Origin of the sequence: Thermus sp. 2.9, from assembly GCF_000794385.1 — a bacterium.
GTDB classification, from domain to species: domain Bacteria; phylum Deinococcota; class Deinococci; order Deinococcales; family Thermaceae; genus Thermus; species Thermus thalpophilus.
In genome coordinates this window covers 161,545-187,395 of sequence record NZ_JTJB01000001.1, presented here as the reverse complement: position 1 = coordinate 187,395, position 25,851 = coordinate 161,545, and the positions used below count along the sequence as shown (strand labels likewise).

General features: G+C 67.6%; 22 protein-coding genes, 1 other RNA gene and 3 pseudogenes. 14 read left to right on the top strand and 12 right to left on the bottom strand.

The features are described from left to right. Nucleotides 1-24 precede the first annotated feature (24 nt). Genes QT17_RS01005 through QT17_RS00995 form a run of 3 tightly spaced genes read right to left on the bottom strand, consistent with a single transcriptional unit; the run spans nt 25 to nt 1,935 of the window. Nucleotides 25-717, bottom strand: coding sequence for a gamma carbonic anhydrase family protein (locus QT17_RS01005; RefSeq protein ID WP_039455345.1), 693 nt, complete (start codon nt 715-717; stop codon nt 25-27). After that, nucleotides 698-1,078: an NUDIX hydrolase gene (locus QT17_RS01000; protein WP_039455343.1), complete on the bottom strand. Its 381-nt coding sequence runs from the start codon at nt 1,076-1,078 to the stop codon at nt 698-700. Before QT17_RS01000 ends, QT17_RS01005 begins: the two co-directional genes overlap by 20 nt. Further along, a complete protein-coding gene (locus tag QT17_RS00995) occupies nt 1,069-1,935 on the bottom strand; it encodes a DUF1028 domain-containing protein (protein ID WP_039455341.1) in 867 nt (288 codons plus the stop codon). Before QT17_RS00995 ends, QT17_RS01000 begins: the two co-directional genes overlap by 10 nt. A 52-nt stretch (nt 1,936-1,987) precedes the next feature. Here QT17_RS00995 and typA point away from each other — a divergent pair, with 52 nt between their 5' ends. The 4 genes from typA to phnE are packed head-to-tail and all read left to right on the top strand — an operon-like array spanning nt 1,988 to nt 7,084. Further along, nucleotides 1,988-3,751: a translational GTPase TypA gene (gene typA, locus QT17_RS00990; RefSeq protein ID WP_039455339.1), complete on the top strand. Its 1,764-nt coding sequence runs from the start codon at nt 1,988-1,990 to the stop codon at nt 3,749-3,751. A gap of 32 nt (nt 3,752-3,783) precedes the next feature. After that, nucleotides 3,784-4,659: a phosphate/phosphite/phosphonate ABC transporter substrate-binding protein gene (locus QT17_RS00985; protein ID WP_039455338.1), complete on the top strand. Its 876-nt coding sequence runs from the start codon at nt 3,784-3,786 to the stop codon at nt 4,657-4,659. Between the two features lie 53 nt (nt 4,660-4,712). Further along, complete coding sequence (gene phnC / locus QT17_RS00980) at nt 4,713-5,462, top strand: phosphonate ABC transporter ATP-binding protein (RefSeq protein ID WP_039455336.1); 750 nt, start codon at nt 4,713-4,715, stop codon at nt 5,460-5,462. Beyond that, nucleotides 5,459-7,084: a phosphonate ABC transporter, permease protein PhnE gene (phnE, locus tag QT17_RS00975; RefSeq protein ID WP_039455335.1), complete on the top strand. Its 1,626-nt coding sequence runs from the start codon at nt 5,459-5,461 to the stop codon at nt 7,082-7,084. Before phnC ends, phnE begins: the two co-directional genes overlap by 4 nt. A gap of 215 nt (nt 7,085-7,299) precedes the next feature. Here phnE and QT17_RS00970 read toward each other — a convergent pair whose 3' ends face one another. Then, nucleotides 7,300-7,983, bottom strand: a complete 684-nt coding sequence (locus QT17_RS00970; protein WP_039455333.1) for a hypothetical protein — start codon at nt 7,981-7,983, stop codon at nt 7,300-7,302. Nucleotides 7,984-8,034: 51 nt separating this feature from the next. Between QT17_RS00970 and QT17_RS00965 the strand changes: the two are divergent. Beyond that, a pseudogene (locus tag QT17_RS00965) lies at nt 8,035-9,296 on the top strand (replication-associated recombination protein A). A 51-nt stretch (nt 9,297-9,347) separates the two neighbouring features. Here the strand turns inward: QT17_RS00965 and QT17_RS13535 are convergent. Both QT17_RS13535 and QT17_RS00955 read right to left on the bottom strand, forming a co-directional pair. Then, entirely contained in the window at nt 9,348-9,767 is a 420-nt protein-coding gene (locus QT17_RS13535; protein WP_052155131.1) for a hypothetical protein, read from the bottom strand. Between the two features lie 32 nt (nt 9,768-9,799). Continuing rightward, on the bottom strand, nt 9,800-10,585 hold the full coding sequence (locus QT17_RS00955) for a carbohydrate ABC transporter permease (protein ID WP_039455332.1): 786 nt from the start codon (nt 10,583-10,585) through the stop codon (nt 9,800-9,802). 30 nt (nt 10,586-10,615) lie between these two features. On the opposite strand from QT17_RS00955, the pseudogene QT17_RS00950 reads away from it, so the two are divergent. Beyond that, nucleotides 10,616-11,817: pseudogene (locus QT17_RS00950) on the top strand (CaiB/BaiF CoA transferase family protein). A gap of 85 nt (nt 11,818-11,902) precedes the next feature. Here QT17_RS00950 and ffs read toward each other — a convergent pair. Both ffs and QT17_RS00945 read right to left on the bottom strand, forming a co-directional pair. Further along, an RNA gene (gene ffs / locus QT17_RS13145) (signal recognition particle sRNA small type) lies at nt 11,903-12,003 on the bottom strand. 51 nt (nt 12,004-12,054) lie between these two features. After that, the gene (locus QT17_RS00945) at nt 12,055-13,107 is read right to left on the bottom strand and encodes an integrase core domain-containing protein (RefSeq protein ID WP_008633893.1); all 1,053 of its coding nucleotides are present in this window, start codon (nt 13,105-13,107) and stop codon (nt 12,055-12,057) included. Between the two features lie 56 nt (nt 13,108-13,163). Here QT17_RS00945 and QT17_RS00940 point away from each other — a divergent pair, with 56 nt between their 5' ends. Then, on the top strand, nt 13,164-14,045 hold the full coding sequence (locus tag QT17_RS00940; RefSeq protein ID WP_039455478.1) for an ABC transporter ATP-binding protein: 882 nt from the start codon (nt 13,164-13,166) through the stop codon (nt 14,043-14,045). After that, nucleotides 14,038-14,808, top strand: a complete 771-nt coding sequence (locus QT17_RS00935; RefSeq protein WP_039455325.1) for an ABC transporter permease — start codon at nt 14,038-14,040, stop codon at nt 14,806-14,808. The genes QT17_RS00940 and QT17_RS00935 overlap by 8 nt, the downstream gene beginning before the upstream one ends. Here the strand turns inward: QT17_RS00935 and QT17_RS00930 are convergent. After that, a complete protein-coding gene (locus QT17_RS00930; protein WP_039455323.1) occupies nt 14,805-15,875 on the bottom strand; it encodes an aminopeptidase in 1,071 nt (356 codons plus the stop codon). The genes QT17_RS00935 and QT17_RS00930 overlap by 4 nt on opposite strands. Before the next feature lie 20 nt (nt 15,876-15,895). On the opposite strand from QT17_RS00930, the gene QT17_RS00925 reads away from it, so the two are divergent. Continuing rightward, complete coding sequence (locus QT17_RS00925) at nt 15,896-16,996, top strand: E3 binding domain-containing protein (RefSeq protein WP_039455321.1); 1,101 nt, start codon at nt 15,896-15,898, stop codon at nt 16,994-16,996. Nucleotides 16,997-17,040: 44 nt separating this feature from the next. On the opposite strand, the gene QT17_RS00920 is transcribed toward QT17_RS00925, so the two are convergent. From QT17_RS00920 to QT17_RS00910, 3 genes are read right to left on the bottom strand one after another with little or no spacing between them, the layout of a single operon-like run. Beyond that, on the bottom strand, nt 17,041-18,393 hold the full coding sequence (locus QT17_RS00920) for an NAD(P)(+) transhydrogenase (Re/Si-specific) subunit beta (protein WP_039455319.1): 1,353 nt from the start codon (nt 18,391-18,393) through the stop codon (nt 17,041-17,043). Next, nucleotides 18,393-18,695: a proton-translocating transhydrogenase family protein gene (locus QT17_RS00915; protein WP_008630585.1), complete on the bottom strand. Its 303-nt coding sequence runs from the start codon at nt 18,693-18,695 to the stop codon at nt 18,393-18,395. The genes QT17_RS00920 and QT17_RS00915 overlap by 1 nt, the downstream gene beginning before the upstream one ends. Then, nucleotides 18,695-19,822, bottom strand: coding sequence for an NAD(P) transhydrogenase subunit alpha (locus QT17_RS00910; protein WP_039455310.1), 1,128 nt, complete (start codon nt 19,820-19,822; stop codon nt 18,695-18,697). The genes QT17_RS00915 and QT17_RS00910 overlap by 1 nt, the downstream gene beginning before the upstream one ends. Nucleotides 19,823-19,999: 177 nt before the next feature. Between QT17_RS00910 and QT17_RS00905 the strand changes: the two genes are divergently transcribed. The 5 genes and pseudogenes from QT17_RS00905 (at nt 20,000) to QT17_RS00885 (ending at nt 25,693) form a co-directional block, all read left to right on the top strand. Continuing rightward, complete coding sequence (locus tag QT17_RS00905) at nt 20,000-20,887, top strand: DMT family transporter (RefSeq protein WP_039455303.1); 888 nt, start codon at nt 20,000-20,002, stop codon at nt 20,885-20,887. Beyond that, nucleotides 20,884-21,695, top strand: a pseudogene (locus QT17_RS00900) (EamA family transporter). Before QT17_RS00905 ends, QT17_RS00900 begins: the two are co-directional and overlap by 4 nt. A gap of 1 nt (nt 21,696) precedes the next feature. After that, nucleotides 21,697-22,836: a nitrate/nitrite transporter gene (locus QT17_RS00895; protein ID WP_039455301.1), complete on the top strand. Its 1,140-nt coding sequence runs from the start codon at nt 21,697-21,699 to the stop codon at nt 22,834-22,836. A 155-nt stretch (nt 22,837-22,991) separates the two neighbouring features. Further along, on the top strand, nt 22,992-24,479 hold the full coding sequence (locus QT17_RS00890) for a YifB family Mg chelatase-like AAA ATPase (RefSeq protein WP_039455300.1): 1,488 nt from the start codon (nt 22,992-22,994) through the stop codon (nt 24,477-24,479). 59 nt (nt 24,480-24,538) lie between these two features. Further along, nucleotides 24,539-25,693, top strand: a complete 1,155-nt coding sequence (locus QT17_RS00885; RefSeq protein ID WP_039455297.1) for an MFS transporter — start codon at nt 24,539-24,541, stop codon at nt 25,691-25,693. The last annotated feature ends 158 nt before the right edge of the window (nt 25,694-25,851 follow it).

Below are 25,851 nucleotides of genomic sequence, written 5' to 3'. Positions count from 1 at the left end.
CCCCCTCTTTTTGTGGCCCCGGGCTCACTCGGGAACGATGAGGCCCTCCTCCACGAGGGGCAAGGCCGCTTCCGGCGCCAAGGGGAAGCCCTGGGCCACCTGGCGCAGGGCCTCCAAAGCCTCCCGCTTTTGCCGCTTGAGCCGCAAGTGGAGCTCGCTAAAGGGGTTTAGGGCGTCCTGGCCCCTGAGGGTGAGCCGGTAGCGCCTAGGTGGGTCCACGGGGAAAAGCCCCTTGCGGTAGCGCTCCGCCAAGGCCCGGTACCGAGGGGCGTTGGCGGGGGGGTCGGCGGGGCGCGCCACCCGGGCGGGGACGCCCAGGGCCAGCATCCCCTCGGGCACCTCCATCCCCGCCGGCACCACCGCCCCCGCCCCCACCACGGCGTTTTTGCCGATCCTGGCCCCGTTGAGGACGATGGCCCCCATGCCGATCAGGGCCCCCTCCTCCACCACCGCCCCGTGGACCACCGCCCGGTGGCCCACGGTGACGGAAGGCCCCAAGAGGCAGGGAAAGCCCGGGTCGGCGTGGAGGACGGCCCCGTCCTGGACGTTGGTGCCGGGGCCCACCACCACCCTTTCCAAGTCCCCCCGGGCCACGGCGCCAAACCAGAGGGAAGCCCCCTCCCCCACCTCCACCGCCCCCACCACGTAGGCCCCGGGGGCGAGGAAAGCGGTGGGGTGGACCTTGGGAAGCTTGTCCTCAAAGCGGTAAACGCTCAAGGGCCACCTCCAAAAGCCCCAGGTCCTCGGGGAAGGCGAGGAGGGCCCGGGCCTCATCGGGGGCGAACCAGCCGGCCCCGGTCATGCCCTCCTCCAGCCTGGGCTTCCCCTCCCCCCGCATGAGGAACCAGTGCACCTCCCGCTCTATCCCCTTGGGGTTGACGTAGCGGGTGGGGTAAAGGGGGCCCAGGACCACGGCCTGGACCCCGGTTTCCTCGTACACCTCCCGCACCGCCGCGCTTTCCAGGCTCTCCCCCGCCTCTATGTGCCCCTTGGGGAAGACCCAAAAGCCCATGCGGTCCCGAAGAAGAAGCACTTCCCGCTTGGCGTTGAAGACCACGCCCCCAGCGCCTAGTTCCACCCGTACCTCCGCTTGAGGTGGTCCAGGGTGGCCTCGTCCACCTCAGGACCCCCTTGGTAGCGCTCCTCCAGGTTCTCCATGCCGATGAGGGCCAAAAAGGCCTCCTCCGTTTCCCGGTCAAAGGCCCCGTGGGCCTCCCCGGCGTAAAGGCCAAGCTCCCCGAGCACCTTCTGGAGCCAGCGCACCTCCTCCTCCCGCAAGGGGCGCCGGGCCTTGGGCCTTTCAAAGAGGAGGCGGTGGAGGGAAAGGAGGCGGGAAAGCTCCCCTAGGGGCTCGGGATGGTCGTCCACCCGCAGGTCTATGTAGCGGTCCCAAAGCCCCCCGTACCCTTTCCCTTCCCCCACCACCAAAAGGGCGGCGGACTGCCGGCCCCGCTTATCCCCCCCGGCCGCCTCCCCCGCCTTCAGGGCCCAAAGGAGCCGCTCGGGAAAGGGGAGGTCCTTTTCCCGGGCGAAGGTTTCCGCCATGGCCTCCACCACCTCGGGGCCCACCAGGAGGTTGCCCTGGGCGGCGAAACCCTCCCCCACCACCCCCCCGGCCCAGGGGTGGCAAAGGCTCCCGGTAAAGCTTAGGGCCTCGCCCCTCGCGCTCACCAAGCCGAACTGCCGCCTTTCCAAGTGGGGATCGGTGCGGCGGAAGGCCTCCAAGACCCCTTCCGGGCTCGCCCCTTCCGCCAGAAGGGCCAGGCCCTGGGGGCCAAAGCGGGGGTTGGCGTAGGACTGGGTGGCGATGGCCCCCACCTGGGCCCTGGCGAAGGGCACCACCGCCCCCACCGCCAGGAACTTGCTGGCCACGGCCACGCCCAGGTCCCCGGTTTTGGGGTCCCGGGCCACCAGGGAGAAGGTGGCCACCACCATGCCCTTATCCTACGCGCCTTCCCGTGGTAGAGTGGGGGGATTGGGTGCGCCCATGGAGATTAGAAACATTGCCATCATTGCCCACGTGGACCACGGCAAGACCACCTTGGTGGACGCCATGCTCCACCAAGCCAAGGCCCTGAAGAAGGAGGAGGGGGAACGGATCCTGGACTCTTTCGCCCTGGAGAAGGAGCGTGGCATCACCATCCTGGCCAAGAACACCGCCGTGGTCTGGGGCGGGGTGAAGGTGAACATCGTGGACACCCCGGGGCACGCGGACTTCGGGGGGGAGGTGGAGCGGGCCCTTTCCCTGGTGGACGGGGTGCTCCTCTTGGTGGACGCGGCGGAAGGCCCCATGCCCCAGACCCGCTTCGTCCTAAGGAAGGCCCTCGAGGCCGGCCTCAAGCCCATCGTGGTCCTGAACAAGGTGGACAAGAAGGAGGCCCGCCCCGACGAGGTCTTAAACCTCACCTTTGACCTCATGGTGGAGCTAGGCGCTTCCGAGGAGCAGCTGGACTTCCCCTACCTCTACGCCGTCGGGCGCGAGGGGAGGGCCTGGCGGGAAGAGCCCCGGGAGGACCTGGCGGAGCTTTTCCAGACCATCCTGGACCACGTGCCCCCGCCCCGCTGGACGGAAGGCCCTTTGCAGCTTTTGGTGGCCAACCTGGACCACTCCCCCTACCTGGGCCGGGTGGCGGTGGGCAAGGTGGCCCGGGACCGGGTGCGCAAGGGGGAGACGGTGGCCGTCCTGAAGGAGGGGGGCCAAGTCCTGGCCAAGGTGGCGGCGGTCTACACCCACCAGGGCCTGGAGCGGGTGGAGGTGGAGGAAAGCCTTCCCGGGGACATCGTGGCCCTGGCCGGGGTGGAGGGGGCGGAGATCGGGGACACCCTGGCGAGCCTCGAGGCCCCCGAGGCCCTGCCCCGCCTGGCGGTGGACGAGCCCACCGTGGCCCTCACCCTGAGCGCCAACACCTCCCCCTTCGCCGGGCGGGAGGGGAAGTACGTCACGGGGCAAAAGCTCAAGGAACGGCTGGAACGGGAGCTTCGCACCAACGTGGCCCTGCAGGCTTTGGAGGTGGCCCCTGAGGTGTTTGAGCTAAGGGGGCGGGGGGAGCTCCACCTGGCCATCCTCCTGGAAACCATGCGCCGGGAAGGGTACGAGTTCAGCGTGGGCCAGCCCCGGGTCCTCCTGAAGGATGGCCTCGAGCCCTACGAGCGCTTGGTGGTGGAAGCCCCCAAGGACCGCTTTGGGGCGGTGATGGAAGCCCTGGGGCAGAGGCGGGCGGAGATGGTCCACATGGAATCGGGCGAACGGGTGCGGGCGGAGTTCATCCTGCCCGCCCGGGCGCTTTTCGGTTTCCGGAGCCTCTTCCTCTCCCTCACCGGGGGGGAGGGCATCCTGAGCCACACCTTCCACGGCTACGGCCCCGAGGCCGGGCCCATCCCCACCCGCGCCACGGGGAGCGCCGTGGCCATGGAAGCGGGGGTGGCCACCGCCTACAGCCTCCACCGCCTGCAGGAACGGGTGCAGTTTTTCATTGAGCCGGGCACCGAGGTCTACGTGGGCATGATCGTGGGGGAGCACGTGCGGGAAAACGACCTGGAGGTGAACGTCACCACCGCCAAAAAGCTCACCAACATCCGGGCCGCGGGCTCCGACGAGAACATCCGCCTCATCCCCCCAAGAAAGCTCTCCCTGGAGGAGGCCCTGGAGTTCTTAGCCGAGGACGAGCTCCTGGAGGTCACCCCCAAAAGCCTCCGCCTGCGGAAAAGGGTCCTGGACCCGGCCAAGCGCAAGCGCCTGGTGGGGAAGTAGCCACGGGCCCCAAGCCGGTGTAGAATCGCCCCGTGAAGCGTTTTCTGCTCCTCACCCTGGCCCTTTTGGGCCTTGGCGTGGGCCTGGCCCAAGCCCCGGTAAAGGTGCGCATCGGCTTTAACCCCACCCAGAACTCCGACCAGCTCAAGGCGGCGGCCCAGGCCATCGCCGACTACATTGAGCGGGAGTTCAAGGGCACGGTGGAGGTGGAGATCTTCGTCCCCACGGAGTACCGCGGCCTTATTGAGGCCATGAAGGCGGGCAAGCTGGAGTTCGCCTTCTTCCCCCCGGACGGCTACGTCCTGGCCCACCGGGAAGCCGGGGCCGAGGTCCTTTTGAAGTCGGTGCGGAACGGCAACCCCTACTACTGGTCGGCCATCATCGTGCGCAAGGACTCCGGCGTCAAGCGGATTGAGGACCTGGAAGGCAAGACCATCGCCTGGGTGGACCCCCTCTCCGCCGCCGGCTACGTTTTCCCGCGGGCGGCTTTGGTGAGCCGGGGCATCAACCCCGATACCTTCTTCGCCAAACAGGTCTTCGCCGGCAAGCACGACGCCGCCGTGCTGGCGGTGCTCAACAAGTCCGTGGACGCCGCCGCCACCTTCGCCAACGATGACAAGAACAAGTCCGGGGCCTGGACGCAGTACCTGAAGCCGGAGGAGGCCCGCCAGATCACGGCCATCTTCTACTCCAAGCCCATCCCCGGGGACACCTTCTCCGTGGCCAAAGACTTCCTGGCCAAGTACCCCAACCTGGCCCGGGGGATCGCCGCCGCCATCCAGCGCTGCAAAGCTCCTCAGTGCAACCTCTTGCAGAACCTCTACCGCATTGACTACATGATCCCCGCCAAGGACAGCGACTACGACGTGGTGCGGGAAGCCCGCCGGATATCCGGCCAGGACAAGTGAACAGCCCCTCCCTCCGGCCCCCAGGACCCCCTGGGGGCTTTTTTCCGAAAACCATGATTGAGGTCCGCAACCTGAGCAAGGTTTTCCCCGACGGCACCCAGGCCCTTTCCGGGGCCAGCGTTTCCATCCCCAAGGGGGATTTCGTGGCCATCATCGGCCTCTCCGGGGCGGGCAAGAGCACCTTCTTGCGCACCCTAAACCGCCTGGTGGAGCCCACCGCCGGGGAGGTATGGGTGGGCGGGGTGGAGGTCACACGCCTTTCCCGCAAAGAGCTCCAGGCTTTCCGCCGCAAGGTGGGCTTCATTTTCCAGCAGTTCAACCTGGTCCAACGCCTTACCGTGCTGGACAACGTGCTCCACGGCCGACTGGGGTACTTGCCCACGTGGAAGGGGCTTTTAGGCCTCTACCGGGAAGAGGACACCGCCATCGCTCTGGAGCAGATTAAGCGGGTGGGGCTTCAAGGCAAGGAGCGCGCCCGGGCCGACCAGCTCTCCGGAGGACAACAGCAGCGGGTGGCCATCGCCCGCGCCCTGGCCCAGGAACCCGAGCTCATCCTGGCGGACGAGCCCATGGCGAGCCTAGACCCGCGCCTTTCCGACGTGATCCTGGGCATCCTCAAGGAGTACAACGAGGAAAAGGGGGTCACCGTCCTGGTGAACATCCACGTGCTGGAGCTGGCCCGGCGCTACGCCCGGCGCATCTTGGCCTTCAACAAAGGGCGCTTGGTCTTTGACGGCCCGGTGGAAGCCCTAACCCCCGAGGTGGAGCGCCAGGTCTATTCGGGCAACCTGGAGGCGCTATGAGCCTGGCCTTTTTTGCCGCGGGCCTATCCCTAGCTGGGCTCTTAGGCCTTGGCCGGGGTTCGGTGCGGCGGTACCTGGTGGCGGCGGCCTTAGGCATCCTGGTGGCGAGCCCGGCCTTCCCCTTGGTGGGCGCGGTGGGGTACCTTTCCCGGGAAGCTCTGGAGCCAACCCTGGCCGCCCTCCTTCCCGCCTACCCTCTTCTGGCCTTGGTGCCTTTGGCCGCCGCCTTGGCCTTGGCCCTGGCCCACTTCGGGGGCCGGGTGGCGGGGCTCGGGGGGCTCCTGGGAGGAGGGCTCGGCCTTTTCGCCCTCCTCAGCTTCCTGGACGGGCACGCCCACCTGGTTAAGCTCCGCCCTGTACCGGGCCTCATGGAAGGGGTGGCCGCCTTGGCCTTGGCCATACCCTTCCTCGCCCTGGCCTGGGGGCAGCGGAAGCGGGCCTGGCTCTGGCTTCCCTTGGGGGTGGCGCTGGGGTTTGGTGCCTTTTCTTGGCTGAACTCGCCCACCGGGCACACCTACTTCCCCCGGATGGGGGCCTACTACAAGCTGGTCCTGCCGGCGGAGCCGGGGGCCGAGGAAGCCTTGGTCCAGGCCTTTAACCAGGGCCTCGAGGAGCTCAACCGGGTCCGCCAGGAAATCGGCCTTCCCCCGCTAAAGCCCATCCAAGACCTTTCAGGCCTGGGGGAGGGAAGGCTGCCCCAGGAGGTAGCCCAGGCAGGGTACCGCCTCCTCCAGCCCGCCGCCCTTAGGTATGGGGCGGTGGCCCTGCTCCTTTTCCTGGGTGTCTTGTTCGGCGCTGGGCTTTGGCTCGTCTTCCGGCCCGGGTTGGAAGAGCCCGGCGACCTGCGCCAAGGAGGGGTGATGGCCGCCGTGGCCTTGAGCATCTTCCCCGCCTTTGATGCCACGGAGTTTGACCTGGGCAAGCTGGTAAAGGGCTGGCCCTTCTTGGTCAACTTCCTGGACCGGGCCTGGCCTCCCAATCTGGCCCAGCCCCAGCACGATATCTACCCTTTGCAAAGCGTGGCCAGCGAGATGCTCCTCACGGTGGAAATCGCCCTGGTGGGCACCCTCCTCGCCGCCCTGTTCGCCCTACCCACCAGCTTCCTAGCCGCCCGCAACCTCACCTTCAAAAACCCGGTCCTTCGCCTTCTCTTTTATCTCATGCGCGGTTTCTACAACGTGGACCGGGGCGTAGACACCTTGATCCTGGCCCTCATCCTGGTGGCGGCGGTGGGCCTTGGCCCCTTTGCCGGGGTCCTGGCCATGGCCATCCACTCCATCGCCGATCTGGGTAAGCTTTACTCGGAAGCCATTGAAAACGTGGACAAAGGCCCCATAGAAGCCTTGGAAAGCGTGGGAGCCAGTGGCAGCAACGTGCTGCGCTGGGCCATTCTGCCCCAGGTGCTGCCCCTTTTTGTTTCCTACACCCTCTACCGGTTTGAGATCAACTTCCGGGTGTCCATCGTCCTCGGCCTGGTGGGGGCGGGGGGTATTGGCTTTTTCATCAAGGGAGCCATGGACGCTGGCCACTACGACCAAATGGTAATTGGCATCATCGCCATCGTCCTGGTGGTAAACCTGATTGACTTCGCTTCCAGTTGGCTCCGTAGCCGCCTGGTCTAGCGGTTAAGGCCGGGCCAAAAGGCCCGGCCTTCTTACTCCTCTTCCCGCTCCCCGTAGGTTTCCAAAGCCTCCTGCCACGCTTGGCTGATCTCCTTGGCCTGCTCCATGGCTGACCTCCTTGGCCTTAAGGGTAGCCCCCAAGCGGGCAAGGCGCCCCAAGCTAAAGGCAAAACCCGTACACCCCCAAGCGGTGTAGGCGGAAGGAGGCTACACCGCTAAGTCTGCAGGAGGCTTTCCGCCTCGAGGCGGGCGAGAACCCGCTCTAAGCTCCCTCCCCGCCAGCGCTCCACGGCATAGGCCGCCAGGGGAAACCGCTCCTTAAGCCGCTTGAGAAGCCCAGCGGCGTCCTCTGGGCGCCCCCCCTGGAGCACCAAAAGATATCCACCTTCCAGGCGGAAGGCCAGGTCCCCTCGGCGAAGCTCCCGCACCAAGCGCTCCGGGGGCAAGGGGGCCGAGAAGTAGACCAAGACCAGCTCCCGCCTTAGGGCTAGCCCCTCCAAGGCCCCGGCCAGGCGCAAAAGGTCCTCCCGCGTCCCCACCCCCTCCAAGGCGGGCAACAGGGGGGCCTCCCGCCCCGTGCCCAGGAAGAAGGCCGCCCCTAATGTGGCCGCTCCCAAGGCCCCAGATAGGGCGGTGTAGAGGGAGCCTTCCCGCCCGGTGAAGGCCAAGGCGCTCTCTAAAGCGAGGGTCAAGGCCAAAAGGCCAAGCCCCAGCACCAAGGCGAACTGCACCCGAAAGCCCACGGGGAACCGGGAATAAAGGCTCGCCACCGCCGCCAGGAGGAGGCCCACCACGAAAAGGGTAAGCCCCCTTTCCACCTGGCCTAAAGGTTCCCCCTGGGCCAGGGGCAAAAGGCCCAGGAGGAAAAGAAGCCAAGGAAGCAAGAAGAGCCAGCGCATGCTCCCCCCAAGGCTACCACGCCTTCCTTACACCCGCCTTAGCATGGGAAGGTGGAACCCTTAGCGGAACGCTTGCGGCCGAGAAGCCTGGACGAGGTCCTGGGCCAGCCCCACCTCACGGGGGAACGGGGCCTCCTAAGGCGGATGCTGGAGGCCAAGCGCCTAAGCTCCATGGTCCTCTTCGGCCCCCCGGGCACGGGCAAGACCACCTTAGCCCGCCTCCTGGCGGAGGGGATGGGCCAGCCCTTTCTCCGGCTTTCCGCCGTGGAGGCGGGGCTTAAGGAGGTGCGGCAGGCTTTGGAGCGGGCGCGGGAGGAGGGGGGGCTCCTGCTTTTCCTAGACGAGATCCACCGCTTCAACAAGGCCCAGCAGGACGCCCTCCTTCCCCACCTGGAATCCGGCCTCCTCACCCTCATCGGGGCCACGGCGGAAAACCCCGCCTTTTTCCTCACCCCCGCCCTGCGCTCCCGCCTCCGCCTCCTCCCCGTGCGCCCCCTTTCCGAAGGGGACCTCCTCGCCCTCCTCAAGCGGGCCCTCGAGGACCCCCGGGGCCTTCCCGGCACCCCTTACGAGGAAGCGGCCTTGAGGCTCCTGGCCCAGGCGGCGGGGGGGACGCCCGCTTCGCCCTGAACACCTTAGAGCTCGCCGCCGCTTTCGGCGAGGTGAGCCGGGAAAGCGTGCGGGAAGCCCTGGGGGCCGAGCGCTTCGCCATGGACCGCCAAGGGGACCACTTCTACGACCTCACCTCCGCCCTGCACAAAAGCCTGAGGGGCTGCCACGTGGACGCCGCCCTTTACTACCTGGCAAGGCTCCTCAAGGGAGGGGCGGACCCCCGCTACGTGGCCCGCCGCCTTATCCGGGTGGCGGTGGAGGACGTGGGCTTGGCCGATCCCCTGGCCCTCCGCCTGGCGGTGGCGGCCCTGGAGGCCTACGAGGCCTTGGGCAGTCCGGAGGGGGAGCTCGCCTTGGTGGAAGCGGCGGTCTACCTGGCCCTGGCCCCCAAGTCCAATAGCCTCTACACCGCCTGGCAAGAGGCGGAGGAAGCGGCCAAGGCCCACCCCGATGCCCCTGTGCCCCTAAACCTGCGCAACGCCCCCACCCCCTTGGCCAAAGCCCAGGGCCACGGCCAAGGCTACGCTTACTACCACGAGGACCCGGAAGGGAGTTTCGCCCAGCGCTACCTGCCCGAGGGCCTCGAGGCCCTCCGCCTCTTTGAAGCCACGGGGGAGGGCTGGGAAGAACGGGTAAGGGAGCGGCTAAAAGCCCTCAGGGCACGCTTTGAAAGCGAAGGCCCAAGGCGAGGTAAGGGCTGAAGGGTCCGTAGCCCACCTCCAAAAGCCAGCCTTCCCCCCTGTACCCCAGGCTCAGCTGGGGGGCCAGGCCCAGGTTGCCGTCCCAGTCCAAGGCCAGGTGGCCTCGAGGGGAAAGGTACCACCCCCCCCGCCCAGGAGAAGGCCCAGATCGGCGCTAAAAGCCCGCTGTCCCTCCCCGGAAGGCCACAGGCTTAGGCCGCCGTCCAGGCTAAACCCCTCCGCCAAGGCCACCTTGCCCCCCAGGCGCAGGCTCCACTGGAGGGAAAGGTTCCACTCCCACCGCCCGTCCCCTTGGGCCAAGGCCACGTAGGGCAAGGCCCAAACCGGGTACTGGCTCCCCGGGGAAAGGCTGGGGAAGAGGCTCCCTCCCACGCTGAAGGCCACCCCCCGCACTGGCTCCGGGTCCCGCAACACCGCCACGGGCAGGCACCCCGCCAAGAAGAGAAGCAGCCCCGCAAGTAGGGCCCGCATGCGTTTTCACCCCTCGCCCTCAGGATAGCACCTCAGCCCTTTAGCCCCTCCTCAAAGGTGGCCACCACCCGCCGCTCAAAAAGGAGGTACAAAAGGGCGATGGGCAGGACGCTCAAAAGGGCCGCCGCCGAGAGGAGGCCCCAGTCCGTGGGGTACTTGCGCTGCAGGTCGGTGAGCCAGGTCTGGAGCGTCCAAAGCCTCGGGTCCGAAACCACCACCCTGGGGTAAAGGACCAGGTTCCAGTGGGCGGCGAAGGCGAGCACCCCCGCAGCCACCAAGGTGGGCCGAACCAAGGGGAAGAGGATGTGGAAGAGGAGCACCCTATGCCCCGCCCCATCCAGCCAGGCCGCCTCCAAAAGCTCCTCCGGCACCCCCCGCATGGCCTGGTAGACCAGATAGATGACAAAGGGACTGGCGGCGAAGGGAAGAACCAGGGCGAAAAGGGTATCCAAAAGGCCAAGCCCCTGGAGAACGCCGTAAAGGGGGACCAGAAGGAGCTCCGCCGGCACCGCCATGAGAAAAAGGTAAAAGGGCAAAAGCCCAAGCCCCGCTCGGAGGGCGTAAGCGGCCAAAAGGGCGGTGAAAAGCTGCAGGGCCACCACGCCCGCGGAGAGGCCCAAGGAGAAGAGAAGCCGATCCCAGAAACCCTCCTTGGCCAGGGCGCGGACGTTTTCCAGGCTGAAGCCCACCCGGGAGAAAAGCTCCCCCGAGTACACCGCCTCCTTGGGCATGAAGGCGGCGTAGGCCATCCAGAGGAAGGGGAGGGCGATGAAAAGGAGGACGGCGAAGACGAAAAGGTGCTTGAGGAAGCGGCCCACGCCCCCACTATAAAGGGTTAGGATGCCCCCATGGGACCCCTTTCCGGCATCAAGGTCCTGGACCTTTCCCGCGTGCTTGCGGGGCCCCTTTGCACCATGATCCTGGCCGATTTGGGCGCGGAGGTCATCAAGGTGGAACCCCCTTGGGGGGACGAGACTCGAGGCTGGGGCCCCCCCTTCGCCGCGGGGGAAAGCGCCTATTTCCTCTCGGTGAACCGGGGCAAGAAAAGCGTGGTCCTGGACCTGAAGCGCAAAGAAGGCCAGGAGGCGGTGCGGCGCCTGGCCCAGGGGGCGGACGTGCTGGTGGAAAACTACAAAACAGGGGACCTCGCCCGCTACGGCCTGGACTACGAAAGCTTAAAGGCCCTGAACCCCAGGCTCGTCTACCTCTCCCTCACCGGTTTCGGCCACACCGGGCCCCGGGCCAAGGAACCTGGCTACGACGCCGCCCTTCAGGGCTACACCGGCATCATGTCCGTCACTGGGGAGCCCCAAGGCCCCCCCATGAAGGTGGGGGTGGCCTGGATTGACGTGATGACGGGGATGATGGGGGCGGTGGCCGTGCTCACCGCCCTTTGGGAAAGGGAGCGAAGCGGCGTGGGCCAGCACGTGGACCTCTCCCTCTTTGACGTGGGCCTCTTCGCCCTGGTCAATCTGGGGGAAAGCTACCTTCTCACGGGAAGACCCCCACAAAGGCTTGGCAACGCCCACGCCCAGATCGTCCCCTACGGGGCCTTCCCGGCGGCGGACGGGTGGCTGGTCCTCGCCGTGGGGAACGACGAGCAGTTTGGGAGGCTTTGCCAGGTCTTAGAGCTTCCCCATTTGGCGGCGCGCTTCCCCACCAACCCGAGCCGCGTGGAAGGGCGGGAGGAGGTGGAAAGAACCCTGGCCCAGGTGCTCCGCACCCGCCCCCGGGCCCACTGGCTGGAGCGGCTCAAGGAGGCGGGCATCCCCGCCGCCCCGGTGAACGACCTGGCCGAGGCCTTCCAGGACCCCCAGGCGCAGGCCCGGGGAGCGGTCTGGACCCTGGAACATCCCCTTTTGGGGACCCTCCCCACCCTGGCCAACCCCTTGCGCTTCCTCTCCCGCACCCCCGCCAGGCCCCCCACCCCCCACCCCTTTTGGGCGAGCACACGGAGGCCGTCCTCTTGGAAGCGGGGTACACCCCCGAGGAGGTATGCCGCCTTGTGGAAATGGGCGCCGCCCGGGTGGCCAAGCGGCGAGAAGGGTAAAGGAAAGCGCCCTTCGGAAGGGCGCTTTTTTCACAAGAACCTCTGGCCAAGGGCGTGGACGGCTGTGGATAACCCTGTGGATAACTCGCCCCCGGCTACCCAGCGGCACCCGGACCTGGGCGCTTAGGGCTGCTTCCTTCCGGACCTGACCCGGTTCACGCCCGGCCCGCCGCGCTGGACCGGGGGCTTGGGTAGTATAGCACCCATGGAAGCCCTGAGGCTAGAGGGTGTAGTCGGTCAACACATTTGAGACTCTGTGGGGACCGCCTCCCCCCGTATTCTAGCCAGGTACTCTAAAGGGGCCAGGCCCCCCAAGGCCTGGTGGGGTCGCCGGCGGTTGTAGTGGTCCAGGTAGGCGTCAAGCTCCCTTTGGAGCTCGGGGATCTGTGAAGGCAACGGCCGTGTGTAGAACTCATCCCTAAAGGTCCGCTGCATCCGCTCCACGTGACCATTGAGCTTGGGGCTCCTCGGAGGAAGAACGAAGAGCTTAACGCCCAAACGTTCACAGGCCTCCTCAAAATCGGACATAAACTCGCTGCCCCCATCCACCTGCACCGCACGAATAGGAAAAGGCGCTCGCACCATCAGGCGGGCAAGAAAGCTGGCCGCCAGGTTGGCCGTGGCTCGGGTGTGGACTTCCGCAAGGGAGAAACGGGTGAAGAGGTCGACGGCCGAGAAGTGCTGGATCCTCTCCCCAGGACCCAGGGTCACGGTGAGGGTATCCACCTGGATAAGGTCGCCAGGGTGACCCACCTCGTATCCCTTGGGCTTCCTTTGCGCATAGGGCCTCCTTGGCCTTCCCCTTCCCTTTCCCCTTCCCCTCCTGGCCAAAAAACTGGCCACGCTCTCCACGCGTCCGCTCCCTTCCAGGTAGGCCAGGATCCGCCCCACGGTGCGCTCGCTCACCGCAAAGCCCTCCTTCCTTAGGGTCAGCCAAATCGGCCAGCGGCCCCAGGTGGGGTTCTCCTTCCTTAGGGCTTCCACCCGGATCAGCAGATCGGAAGACCAGTAAATCCTCCGCCGCAAGCGCTGAGGACGTCTTGACCGAGGCTTAAGACCGGCAAGGCCCTCTTCCTTGAGGCGTTTCCGCCAGCGGTAATAGGTGGCCCGGCTGATCCCCAAAAGCTCCTGGATCTCGGGCCAGCCCACCCGGTATTTCCTGAGCGCCTCCACCTGTTTGAGCTTCCGTAAGCGGTCCTGAACCGTGGGATCGCCGGCCCCGGCCTCTTGGAGTTCCCGGGCCTTCCGCGCTCCCCGCAAAACCTCTTTGCCAACCGTGGTAAGCTGCATCCGTGGGGACCTCCTCTCTCTTGGAGTGGTCCCCACATTTTTACTCGTCCAGTCTCATATGTGTCTGTCCGGGTTCAGAGGGCGTGAGCAAGCGCTACGGGCGCAAGCCCGTCTTGGAAAGGGTGAGCCTCACGGTGGCCCCGGGGGAGGTCTACGCCCTGGCGGGCCCCAACGGCTCGGGCAAGACCACCCTGATCCGCCTGGTGACGGGCCTGGCCTTCCCCACGGAAGGGCGGGCGATCCTTTTGGGGGAGGACGTGCACAAAAACCCCGCGGCCCGGCGCCACCTGGGGGCGGTGGTAGAGGCGCCCGCCGCTTTCTACCCCTACCTCACGGGGCGGGAGAACCTCCACCTGCAGGCCTACTTGGCCGGGGTGAGGGAGGAAGGGCGCATCGGCGAGGTACTGGCCCGCCTGAAGCTTCTGGCGGTGGCGGACCAGAAGGTGGGAAGCTACTCCTTGGGGCAACGGCAGCGCCTGGGCCTGGCGGCGGCCATCCTCCACCGGCCCAAGGTCCTGATCCTGGACGAGCCCACCAGCGGCCTAGACCCGGAAGGGGTGGAGCTCGTCCACGGCCTCCTAAAGGAGCTTTCCCAGGAAGGGGTGGCGGTCCTCCTCTCCACCCACCACCTCCAGGAGGTGAGCCAGTACGCCCACAAGGTGGGGATCCTGGGCGGGGGAAGGCTTTTGGACGAGGTGGCGCTTTCCGGGCGGGAGGTGTACCGCCTCGAGGCCCACCCTTTGGAAGGGGCCTTGGCCCTCCTCAAGACCCTCCCCCAGGTGGCCCAGGCGCGGCTCCAGGGGGGCGCCATCCTCTTTGAGGGGAACCCGGAAGCGGCGCTCAAGGCCCTCCTCGCGGAGGGCTACCGGGTGAAGGCCCTCCATGCCGAGCGCTTTGACCTCAGGAGCTACTACCAGGAGCGGGTGAAGCATGCTTAGGCTCTTTTTCTTTGAACTTTACAAACTTTTCCGGTTGCGTTCCGTGGCCCTGGGGCTCGTTTTCGCCTTCCTCCTCCCCTTCCTCTGGGCCCTGGCCCCCGGGCTCAAGGAGGTCTACGGCCTGGTCCTGGCCTCGGGGTGGCAGGTGGTCTCCTTGAGCCTCCTGGCGGGGATGGAGTTTCTCTTCCCCTTCCTGGTGGTCATGGCGGCGAGCGAGTCCTTGGGAAGCGAGGTGGCCCAGGGCACGCTCAAGACCCTCCTCCTCAGGCCCCTTCCCCGAAGCCTCCTCCTCCTGAGCAAGCTCCTCGCCGTCCTCCTCTACCCCTTCGTCCTCCTGGCGGCGAGCTTCCTGGGAAGCCTCCTGGCGGGCCTACCCCACGGGTTTGGCCCCTTCTTCGGCGGCACGGGCCTGGGGGAAGGGGGGTTTGCCGGCACCGGGCTCCTCACCCCGGGGGAAGCCCTAGGGGAACTCCTCCGGGCGCACCTCCTGGCGGGGGCGGTCCTCGTGCCCCTGGCCGCCTTGGCCCTCCTTTACGGGACCCTCTTCCTCTCCACCACGGCAAGCGCCCTGGCGGCGGTGGCCACCCTGCTCCTCATGCGCCTCCTGGTGGCCTTCCCCGCCCTAACGCCCTTCCTCCTCACCACCTATTTGGACCTACACCTGCGGCCCCAGGCGGCGGGGCTTGGGCTTTCCCTCCTTCTCATCTACACCCTGGGCTTCGCCTTCCTGGCGGCCCTCCTCTTTGAGCGGAAGGACCTCTAGAGGCCCACAAAGCGCCCCTCGGCCAGGAGGGGCTCGCCGTCCAGGAGGAGCCGGCCTTCCTTCAGGGAAAGCACCAGGTCCCAGTGGAGGGCGCTTCGGTTCTTGCCCCCCGTTTCCGGGTAGCTTTGCCCCAAGGCCAGGTGCACCGTGCCCCCCATCTTCTCGTCCAGGAGGATGAGGCCCGTGGGCCGGGTGAGGCCGAAGTTGGTGCCGATTCCCACCTCCCCAAGCCGCCTCGCCCCCTCGTCCGTGGCCAGGGCGCTTCGCAGGTAGTCCTCTCCCACCTCAGCGCGGGCCTCCACCACCACGCCCCGGGCAAAGCGGAGGTAAACCCCTTCCACCCTCCGCCCCCCCACGAAGGCGGGGAGGTTGAAGCGCACCTCGCCCTCGGCGCTGTCCTCCACGGGAGCGGTGAAGACCTCCCCCGAGGGCATGTTCCGCCGCCCGTCGGAGTTGATCCAGACCCTCCCCGCCACGGAAAGGGTGAGGTCCGTGCCCGGGGCTAGGATGCGGAGTTCCTTCCCTTGGGCAAGCCGCGCGATCAAGCCCTCCTGGAAGCGGGAAAGGTCCCGCCAGGCGGCCACGGGGTCCTCCCGGTCCAGGAAGAGGGCCCCCTCGAGGTACGCCCGGAACTCCCCCGTGCCCATCCCCGCCCCCACAGCGTAGCCCACGGTGGGGTAGAGGGTGAGGGTCCAGCGCTTCCCAAGCCGCACCTCCTGCAAGGGCCGCCAGGCCCGCTGGTGTTTTAGGGAAAGCTCTGGGTCCAAGGAGGCCATCTCCAAGGGGTTCTCCGCGGAAAGGACCTTAAGGAACTTGTCCGCCTTCTCGTAAAGGGCCCACTCCACCTCGGGAACCCGCTCCAACCATGCCCCTCCGTGGAGGAGGAAGTCCCGCCCCTCCCCGGGGTAAGCCAGGCGGAAGAAGGGGTAAGCCCCCCGCCGAAGCAGGGTTCGCTTCAGGTGAGGCAGGAGGGGAAGGGCCGGGGTTTCCACCTCCACCAAAACCGTCTCTCCCGGGCCCGCCTCCAGGCAGTACTCGGCCAAAAGCTCGGCAAAACGCGCTTCCACCCTGTTATCATAGGGCCAAGATGGAAGAACCCAAGATCACGCCCCTGGCAAGGCGGCTGGCCGAGGAGAACGGCATAGACTGGCGCCGCCTCCAAGGCACGGGCCCCGACGGGACCATCGTGGAGCGGGACATCCTGGCCTTTTTGGCCAAGGTGATGGCGGGGGAGGTGGACCTGCCCCCCATGCCGGAGGAGCCGCCCCCCGTCCTGCCGGAGGAAGACCTCAAGCGGGCCCAGGAAGCCCTGGGGAAGGAAGGGGTGGACCTCTCAGAACTCCTCCCCGAGCCTCCCAAAACCCCCACGGTGCAGTTGGAGGAGCTGGAAGAGGAGGCCTTGGAGCTGGAGCCGGTCCTGGAAGAGATGGACCTGGAGCTGGACCTGGAGGAGGAGGCCCTGGAGGTGGCGGAGGAACCGCCCCCCGTCCTCGAGGAGGACCTGGTCCTTCCCCCGGAAGAGCCCGCACCAAGCCCCTTGAAGGAGGAGCTCGAGGCCCTCTTGGCCGAGGAAAAGGAGCCTGCGGAGACCCCAAGTTCCCTGGAGGAAGAGCTCGCCGCCTTCCTGGCGGAGGAAGAAGCGGTCCCCGAAACACTTTTGGCGGGGGAGGACTTCCTGACCGAAGAAGCCCCGGTTCCGGTCCCGCCCCCTCCCCCCGTGGCCCCCACCCTGGGCGCGGCCGCCAACCCCGTGGCCCCCGCGGCCACCCTTCTTCGGGTCTACCGCCGCCGGCTTGACCCCACCTCCCTGCAAAACGCCCTAAAAACCTTCGCCCAGGTCCACGGGGTGCCGGAAAACCCCTTGCCCTTTTTGCTCAAAGGGGCGGAACGGGCCCTGGCGGAACTGGAGCTTCCCCTTAGGCCCCTCCTGGGCCGGTTGGAGGGGGAGAGGGTGGTGGGGCTAAGGCCTTTGGGGAACTTCCTCGCCCTCTTCCGGCAAGAAGGGGGCGAGGAGGGGGAGGGCCTCCTCTGCTTCGCCGGGGAGGAAGAGGTCCACACGGGCCGGCCAAGCCTCTTCCTCTCCGCAGAAGGGGTCCTGGCCGCCTCGGGCTTGGAAGCCCCCGTGGCCCGGAAGCTTTTGGAAAGGGTGGCCCTTTACCTGGAAAACCCCGTGCTCCTCTTGGCCTAAACGCACCCGCCCCGGGAAGGCCTCCGGGGCGGGCTCTTTCGGCGCTAGAGCTTCTTCAAGGCCTGGGTGAGCTGGGTTAGGACTTGTTGCGCATCCCCGTAGAGCATGCGGGTGTTGTCGGCGTAGAAGAGCTCGTTTTCCACCCCGGCGAAGCCCTTCCCCTGCCCCCGCTTGATGACGATGACGTTCTTGGCCTTGTCCACGTCCAGGATGGGCATGCCGTAGAGGGGGCTTCCCGGGCGGCGGGCGGCCGGGTTCACCACGTCGTTGGCCCCGATAACCACCGCCACGTCCACGGTGGGGAACTCGGGGTTGATCTCCTCGAGGTCCTTGAGCTTATCGTAGTCCACCCCGGCCTCCGCCAAGAGCACGTTCATGTGCCCCGGCATCCGCCCCGCCACGGGGTGGATGGCGAACTTCACCTCCACCCCCCGGCTTTCCAGGAGGTCGGCGAGCTCCTTCACCTTGTGCTGCGCCTGGGAAAGGGCCATGCCGTAGCCCGGGACGAAGACCACCTTGCCCGCGTAGGCCAGCATCACGGCGGCGTCCTCCACGTCAATGGGCTTCAGGCTCCCCTTGACCTCCCCCGCCTCCTGCTCCACGCCGAAACCGCCCACCAGCACGCTCCAAACCGAGCGGTTCATGGCCCTCGCCATGAGCACCGTGAGGAGGGTGCCCGCCGCCCCCACCAAGGTGCCCGCCACCATGAGGGCTGGGTTCCCCACGGCAAAGCCCTCAAAGCCCACGGCCATGCCGGTGAAGGCGTTGTAGAAGGAGATGGCCACGGGCATGTCCCCCCCGCCGATGGGAAGGGTCATGAGCACGCCAAAAAGGAGGGCGAGGAGGAAGAAGAGGATGATGCTCAAGGTGGGGTCGTTCCAAAGGAGGGAAAAGCCCAGGAGCACCGTGACCAGAAGGACCAGGGCGTTGACCACCTTCTGCCCCGGGAAGAGGATGGGGCGGCTCCGCATGAGGCCCTGGAGCTTGGCGAAGGCGATGAGGCTTCCCGTGAAGGCCACCGAGCCGATGAGCCCGCCCAGGATGGCCAAGGCCATGAGCCCGGCGTTTTCAAAAGCCCCCTTCAGAAGCTCCACCGCGGCGATGGTGGCGGCGGCGCCCCCGCCCATGCCGTTGTAGATGGCCACCATCTGGGGCATGTCGGTCATGGCCACCTTCACCGCCGCCCACCAGGCCACCGCGGAACCCAAGGCCAAGGCCAGGAGCATGAGGCCGAAGTTCCCCATCTCCGGCCAGAAGAAGGTGGCCAAGACCGCCAGGACCATGCCCCAGCCCGCCCAAACGATGCCGCTTTTAGCGGTGGTGGGGTGGGCCATGCGCTTCAGGCCCACGATGAAGAGGATGGCCACCACGAAGTAGGCCGCCTGGATGAGGTCCATTACTGACCACCCCCCTTGCCGGGCTTCTTCTCAAACATCTCCAGCATGCGCACGGTGACCGCGTACCCCCCGGCGGCGTTGGCCGCTCCCAGGATCACGCCCAGGAAGCCGATGAGCTTTTCCAAACCGGTTTCCGCATGCCCCAGGACCACCATGGCCCCCACCACCACCACCCCGTGGATGAAGTTGGACCCGGACATGAGGGGGGTGTGGAGGATCACCGGCACCCGGGTGATGAGCTCGTAGCCCAAAAAAGCCGTGAGCACGAAGATGTAAAGGGCCGACCAGAAGCCGAACTCCATCACGCACCTCCCAGAAGGGCCTTGGTGGGCCCGTGCAGGATCTCCCCCTCCTTCATGAGGAGCGCTCCTTGGATGATCTCGTCCTCCCACTTGGGGGCGAACTCCCCCTTTTCTATGAGCAAGCTGGAGAGGTTGAGGAGGTTCTTGGCGTACATCTCCGAGGCGTGCACGGAAAGCTCGCTCGGCAGGTTCAAGGGGCCAAAGATCCGCACCCCCCGCACCTCCACCACCTCCCCCGGCTTGGTGAGGACGCAGTTCCCCCCGCTCTCGGCCGCCAGGTCCACCACCACGGTCCCCGGCTTGAGCCTTTCCATCATGTCCTCGGTGAGGAGGATGGGGGCGCGGCGGCCCGGCACCTGGGCGGTGGTGATGAGGACGTCCATCCCCGCCACGTGCTCGCGCAGGGCCTCGTGCTGGATGCGCTTCTCCTCCTCGGTGAGCTCCCGGGCGTAGCCGCCTTCCCCCTCGGCGCTGATGGGAAGCTCAATGGGCTTCGCCCCCAAGGAGACCGCCTGCTCCACCGCCGCTTTTCGCACGTCGTAGGCGAAGACCTGGGCCCCCAGGCGCTTGGCAGTGGCGATGGCCATGAGCCCCGCCACCCCCACCCCCATGACCATCACCTTGGCCGGGCGGATGGTGCCCGCCGCCGTGGTGAGCATGGGGAAAAAGCGGGGGGAAAGCCTCGCCGCGTGGACCGCCGCCAGGTACCCCGCCACCGTGGCCTGGCTGGAAAGGGCGTCCATGCTCTGGGCCCGGGTGATGCGGGGGATGAGCTCCATGGCGATCACCGTGGCCTTTTTGGCCGCAAGCGCCCGCACCAACTCGGGGTTTTTGTGGGCCTGGACAAAGCCCACCACGATGGCCCCAGGCTCCAGCGCCCCGATGAGGTCCTCCGGGGGGGGTTGGACGGTGAAGAGGAGGTTGGCGCCCTGGAGAAGCTCTCCTCGCTCCACCACCTCTGCGCCCGCCTCCTGGTAGGCGGCGTCCAGGTGGTAGGCGCCCTCCCCGGCGCCCCGCTCCACCCGCACCCGGGCACCCCCCTTCACCAGGCGGGCCACCACCTCGGGCACCAGGGCCACCCTTCTTTCCCCGGGAGCCCGTTCCTTGGGAACCGCTACGGTCACCATAGGACCTCCTTCGGGGGCAGTATACCAGCCCAGGTGAGGACGCCTGTCCCACGGGGAAGCCCCCCTTTACACCACTCCGGAAGGAGGTCTACACTTCCTGGACTTTCCGCCAAGTACCCCGGGATGGGCAGAAAGCGCACCCTCGCAAGCGCCGCCTTTTCGTGGAAGAATACCGCCATGCGCCCCTCGAGGCTCACCCTCCTCGCCGTGCTCCTTGCCGGCATCCTGGCCATAAGCTTCGGCAGCATCCTGGTGCGCCTAAGCCTCGAGGCCGCCCAGGACCGAAGCCTCGCCTTCAGCCTGGTGATGAGCGCCGGGCGCCTGGGTTTTGCCGCCCTCCTCCTCGCCCCGGGCTGGCTTAGGCCCTTGCGGGAAAAGAGGGGCCTTCCCTTCGCCGTGGGCGCCGGGGTCTTTTTGGCCCTCCACTTCGCCTTCTGGATCACCTCCCTCTCCTACACCTCCGTGGCGGCAAGCACCGCCCTCGTCACCACCAACCCCGTCTGGGTCACCCTTTTCGGCTGGCTCCTCTTCGGGGAGAAGCCCTCCGGCACCACCCTCCTCGGGGTGGCCGTGGCCCTCGTGGGGGGGCTTCTCATCGGGCTTGGGGATGCGGAAGGGGGCGGGGGGGAAAATCCCCTTTTGGGGGACCTCCTGGCGGTCTTGGGGGCGGTGGCGGTTTCCTTCTATTTTCTCCTGGGGCGGGAGGCCCAGCGGCGGGGGCTCTCCACCTTGGAATACATCCGGGTCGCCTACACCGTGGCGGCCTTGGTCCTCCTCCCCCTTCCCTACCTCTTTGGGGGCGGGTACGGCGGGTACCCCCCCGCCGTCTACGGCTACCTCCTCCTCATGGCCCTTTTGCCCCAGCTCGTGGGGCACACCAGCTTCAACTGGGCCACGCGGCACATCCCCCCGGTCCTGGTCACCCTGGCCATCCTCTTTGAGCCGGTGGGGGCAAGCCTCCTGGCCTTCTTGCTCTTTGGGGAGCTTCCGGGCCTCCCCGTGCTCCTCGGGGCCTTGGTCCTCCTCCTGGGCGTGGGCCTGGCCGTGGTGGGGGGTAGGCGGTGATCTTCGTGGCCCTGGCCGCCCTCCTTTGGGGCCTGGGAGGGGCCTTGGCGGGGCGGTTCATGGAGGGCATCCCCCCGGGGGTCCTCATCCCCTTGCGCTTCCTCCTGAGCTTCCTCCTCCTCCTTCCCCTCCTCCTCCGCCACCCCCCAAGGCCCGAGGAAAGGCGGCGCCTCTTGGCCGTGGGCTTCTCCCTGTCCGGGGCCCAGGCCTTTTACTACCTGGCCATCCACGCCGCAGGCGTGGCCACGGGGATCTTCCTCCAGTACCTCGCCCCCGCCCTCCTCACCCTTTACGCCCTCCTCCGCCGGGAAAGGCTTCCCGGCCGGGCCCTTTTTGGGGTGGCCCTGGCCCTTTTGGGGGCCTACATCCTGGTGGCGGGGGGGTGGGGCTTGCGGGAAGCCCCCTGGGGGTGGCCTTTGGCCTTTTGGCCGCCCTTTCCTTCGCCCTGTACGCCGCCACCTCCCAAGGGCTCAAGACCCCGCCCTTGGTGAGCCTGGGGGTGGCCACCGGGGTGGGAAGCCTCCTCGCCCTGCCCGTTCTTCTCCTAAACCTGCCCCACCTCCTCGCCTTGGACCTCGAGGCCTGGGGCGCCGTGGCCTACCTGGTCCTCTTCGGCACCCTCCTCCCCTTCGCCCTCTTCCTGCAGGGGGTGCGGCTGGTCCCCGCCCGGGAGGCCACCCTCCTCGCCATGCTGGAGCCCGTGGCGGGGGCCATCTTCGCCTGGCCCTTAGCGGGGGAGCCCTTACGGCCAGAGGCGCTTTTGGGGGGCGGCCTCATCCTTTTGGGGGTAGTCTTAAACCGGAGGTGATATGGCGGCGCGGGTGTTTTTCCTCTTCACCTTGGGCTACTTCCTCTCCTACTTCTACCGTTCGGCCAATGCGGTGCTCGCCAAGGACCTCTCCCAGGACCTGGGGCTTGGGCCGGCGGAGCTCGGCTTCATGACGAGCCTCTTCTACCTGGCCTTCGCCGCGGCGCAACTCCCCTTGGGGGGGTTTTTGGACCGGGTGGGGCCCCGGGTGGTGACCCCGGCCCTTCTCCTGGTGGCCGCCTTGGGGAGCGTGGTCTTCGCCTTAGCCCCGAGCTTTCCCATCTTGGCCCTGGGCCGGGCCCTCATCGGGGTGGGCATGGCCGCGGCCCTCATGGGCTCCCTCAAGGCCTTTAGCCTTTGGTTCCCCAAGAACTACGCCACGGTGTCCACCCTGCTGGTGGGCCTCGGGGCCACGGGGGGGCTTTTGGCGGCCACGCCCCTCGCCCTCCTCAAGGAGGCCCTGGGCTGGCGGGGGGTTTTCCTCGTGGGAGCCCTGGGGGTGGTGGGGGTGGCCCTGGCCATCTACCTGGGGGTGCGGAACACCCCTCCCGGGGTCCCCTGGCCCAAGGCGGGGGGGAGTGGAGGGCTCCGGGAGGTTTGGCAGAACGGGAGGCTCCTCCGGGTGGCCTTTTTGGCCTTGGCCTTCACCGGGAGCTTCCTGGCCCTCCAGACCCTTTGGGCTGGAGCCTACGGGTACCACCTGGGGCTTTCGGCGGTGGCGGTGGGGAACCTCCTTTTCCTCTACTCGGGGATGGCGGTTTTGGGGTTTCTGGTATCCGGGTACCTGGCGGACCGCCTGGGCACGGCGCGGGTGCTCCTCCTTTCCGCCTTGGCCTTCGCCCTTGGGCTTCTTCTCCTTCTCCTCAAGCTCTTGGCCCCCGCCTACGCCCTTTTGGGCTTCTTCGGGGCCTTCAACATCCTCACCCTCACCCAGGCCCGGGAACTGGTGCCGGGCCACCTGGTGGGCCGCGGCACCACCTTGGTGAACCTCTTCGGCATCGGCGGCACCTTCCTCCTGCAATGGGGGGTGGGGGTGGCGGTGGGAAGCCTGGGGTACACGTGGGCCTTTGGGGGGCTTCTCCTCTTGCTCCTTTTGGCCCTAGGGCTTTACCTGCCCGTGCTTCAGAAGTCCTCCGGGTAAAGGAGGGGAGGTCTTTCACCCTGGGGCGCGGCAAAGTTTGTTATATGCGCTTTTGGCCTTACGGGGCACCTGGCCCCAACCCTAGCGCAAAACCCCGCTGCTAGGAAAGGGCCTTCCCCCTGGGCAAACCAACAAACTTTCGTTAAACTCCCTACATGCTAGCCCAGGTGCGAAGCTACACCCTCTTCGGCCTGGACGCGGTTCCGGTTACCGTGGAGGTGGACGTTAGCCCCGGGCTTCCCACCTACGCCCTGGTGGGCCTCCCGGACAAGGCGGTGGAGGAAAGCCGGGAAAGGGTGCGGGCCGCCCTGAAAAACGCCGGCTTCCCCTACCCCCAGGCCCGGGTGGTGGTGAACCTGGCCCCGGCCGAGCTCAGGAAGGAGGGAAGCCACTTTGACCTCCCCATCGCCTTGGGCCTCTTGGCGGCCCAAGGGGTGGTGCCCCTCGAGGCCCTCTTTGGCCTCGCCGTGGCGGGGGAGCTGGGACTAGACGGCACCCTCCGCCCCGTGCCGGGGGCGGTTAACCTGGCCCTGGCCGCCTCGGCCGAGGGGAAAAAGCTCCTCCTTCCCAAGGAAAGCGCCAAGGAGGCGGCCCTGGTGGAGGGGGTGGTGGCCCTGGGGGCGGAAACCCTGGCCCAGGCGGTGGCCCACCTGCGGGGGGAAGCGGCCCTCGCCCCCGCCCACCCCGAGGAAACGGGGGAGGCCCTGGAGGTTCTGGACCTCCGGGACGTGAAGGGGCAGGCCAAGGCCAAAAGGGCCCTGGAGATCGCCGCCGCCGGCTACCACCACCTGCTCCTGGTGGGAAGCCCGGGCTCGGGGAAGACCATGCTGGCGCGGCGCCTGCCCTTCCTCCTCCCGCCCCTCGCCCGGGAGGCCGCCCTGGAGGTGACCCGCATCCACTCCGCCGCGGGGAAGCCGGTGAAGGGGCTCCTGCGCACGCCCCCCTTCCGCGCCCCTCATCACACGGTGAGCTACGCCGGGCTCATCGGGGGCGGGGCCATCCCCAAGCCGGGGGAGGTATCCTTGGCCCACCGGGGCGTGCTCTTCCTGGACGAGTTCCCCGAGTTCTCCCGGGACGCCCTCGAGGCCCTCCGCCAACCCCTGGAGGACGGGGTGGTCACCGTGGCCCGGGCCCGGGCCAGCCTCACCTTCCCCGCCCGCTTCCTCCTGGTGGCGGCCATGAACCCCTGCCCCTGCGGCTGGCACGGCGACCCGGAAAGGCCCTGCACCTGCACCCCCTCCGCCCAAAAGCGCTACGCCGGCCGCATCTCCGGCCCCCTTTTGGACCGCTTTGACCTGGTGGTGGAGGTGCCCCGCCTCACGCCCCTGGAGCTATCCCGCGCCCCCGAAGGGGAGGGCACGGAGGCGGTGCGGGAACGGGTCCTAAGGGCTCGGGAACGGATGCTCGCCCGCCAGGGCAGGCCCAACGGGGAGCTTTCCGGCAAGGCCCTGCGGGAACACGTGCGCCTCACCCCAGGGGCCGAGGCCCTTCTGCAAGCCGCCGCCAAGAAGATGCTCCTCTCCGCAAGGAGCTACGACCGCATCCTGCGGGTGGCCCGCACCGTCGCCGACCTCCTAGGGGCGGAAAGGGTGGAGGAAGCCCACGTGGCCGAGGCGCTGGCGTACCGGCAGAGCCTGGGGTAAGCCCAGGCTGGGCAGCTAGGCCCCCCGAGGATTTCTGACACAGGCCTTCACGCATGAGGATGTCCGTGACCTTGCTCCTTGGCCTCGAGGCCTTCCGTCTCTTTGGGGCAGGGTTTTTCTACTTTAGCCACGCCGCCCTCACCGCCCTTGGGGCCTTAAGCCCCCTGGAGGCCAGCCTGGCCCTGGCCTTCCGCCTCCTGGCGGAACCCCTCTTTGCCCTCTACGGGGGGCACCTGGCCGACCGGTGGCCTAGGGCAAGGCTCCTCCTCCTGGCCACCCTGGGCCAGGGGGGGCTCACCCTGGCCCTCTTTCCCCTCCTCGCCACCCCCGCCCTCCTCCCCTTCTACCTCGTGGGCTTCCTCTTCGCCCTCCTGGAGGCCCTGCGGATGGTGGCCACAGGCGCCCTTCTCGCCGACCTCCTCCCCAAGGAGGCCTTGGCCCGGGCCCGGGGACAGCTGGGGGCCCTCTACACCGTGGCCGACGCCCTTTCCGATCTGGCCGCAGGCCTCCTCTTCGCCCGAAGCCGCCTCTGGACCCTGGGCTTGGGAAGTGGATTCCTCTTTCTCGCGGCGGGGCTATACCGCACCCTTCCCTTGCCCCCAAGGCCCCCGGGGAAGCCGGAAGGAGGGAGCTTCTTGGGCTTGCGCTTCCTTTGGGAAACCCCTTCCCTCCGCCCCCTCCTGCTCCAGGAGGCCCTCCTCAACCTGGCCTACGCCCTCTTCGCCGGCCTCCTTCCCTTTGTGATCCTGCGGGGCCTCGGGGAAGCTCCTTGGGTCTTGGGCGTCATGGGCACGGCCCAAAACCTGGGGGGAGCCTTGGGGGGAGTCCTGGTAGGAGCGGCCCTAAAGCGGTTAGGGGAAGGGAGAACCCTAAGGCTTGCCCTATACCTCGCGGGTCTGGGTTTGCTGGGGGCTGCTCTCCTCCTTCCCTGGCCCCTCCTCGCGGGCTCCGCCTTCCTCCTGGGGGCTGGGGGCACCCTCTTCGGCGCGGTGGCTGGGGCGGTGCGCCTGAGCCAGGCCCCCCCGGAGCTTCGGGGCCGAGTGGCGGGAGGCTTTCTCTTCCTTAGCGGAGCCCTGGCCCCCTTAGGTCCCCTCCTGGGCGGGGCCCTGGCGGGGGTGTCCCTTCCCTGCCCCTTCCTCCTCGCTGGGGGGCTTCTCCTCGCCCTTGCGCCCTTGGCGGGGAGGGGCAAGTCCCAGTTCTCCGGACGTCTTTGAGAAATGCTTTCCGTGCACTACTGGGGGACAAACCCCAAGCACCGGCAAAAGCATCTTGAAGGACAGGAGGTGGTCAGGGCTGAACGGAAAAAGCCCCCTCTTGCCCCCGGCGCTGCAGCATATCTTCCGCGCAACCCCCACGGAGAGCCTCTTCCTTT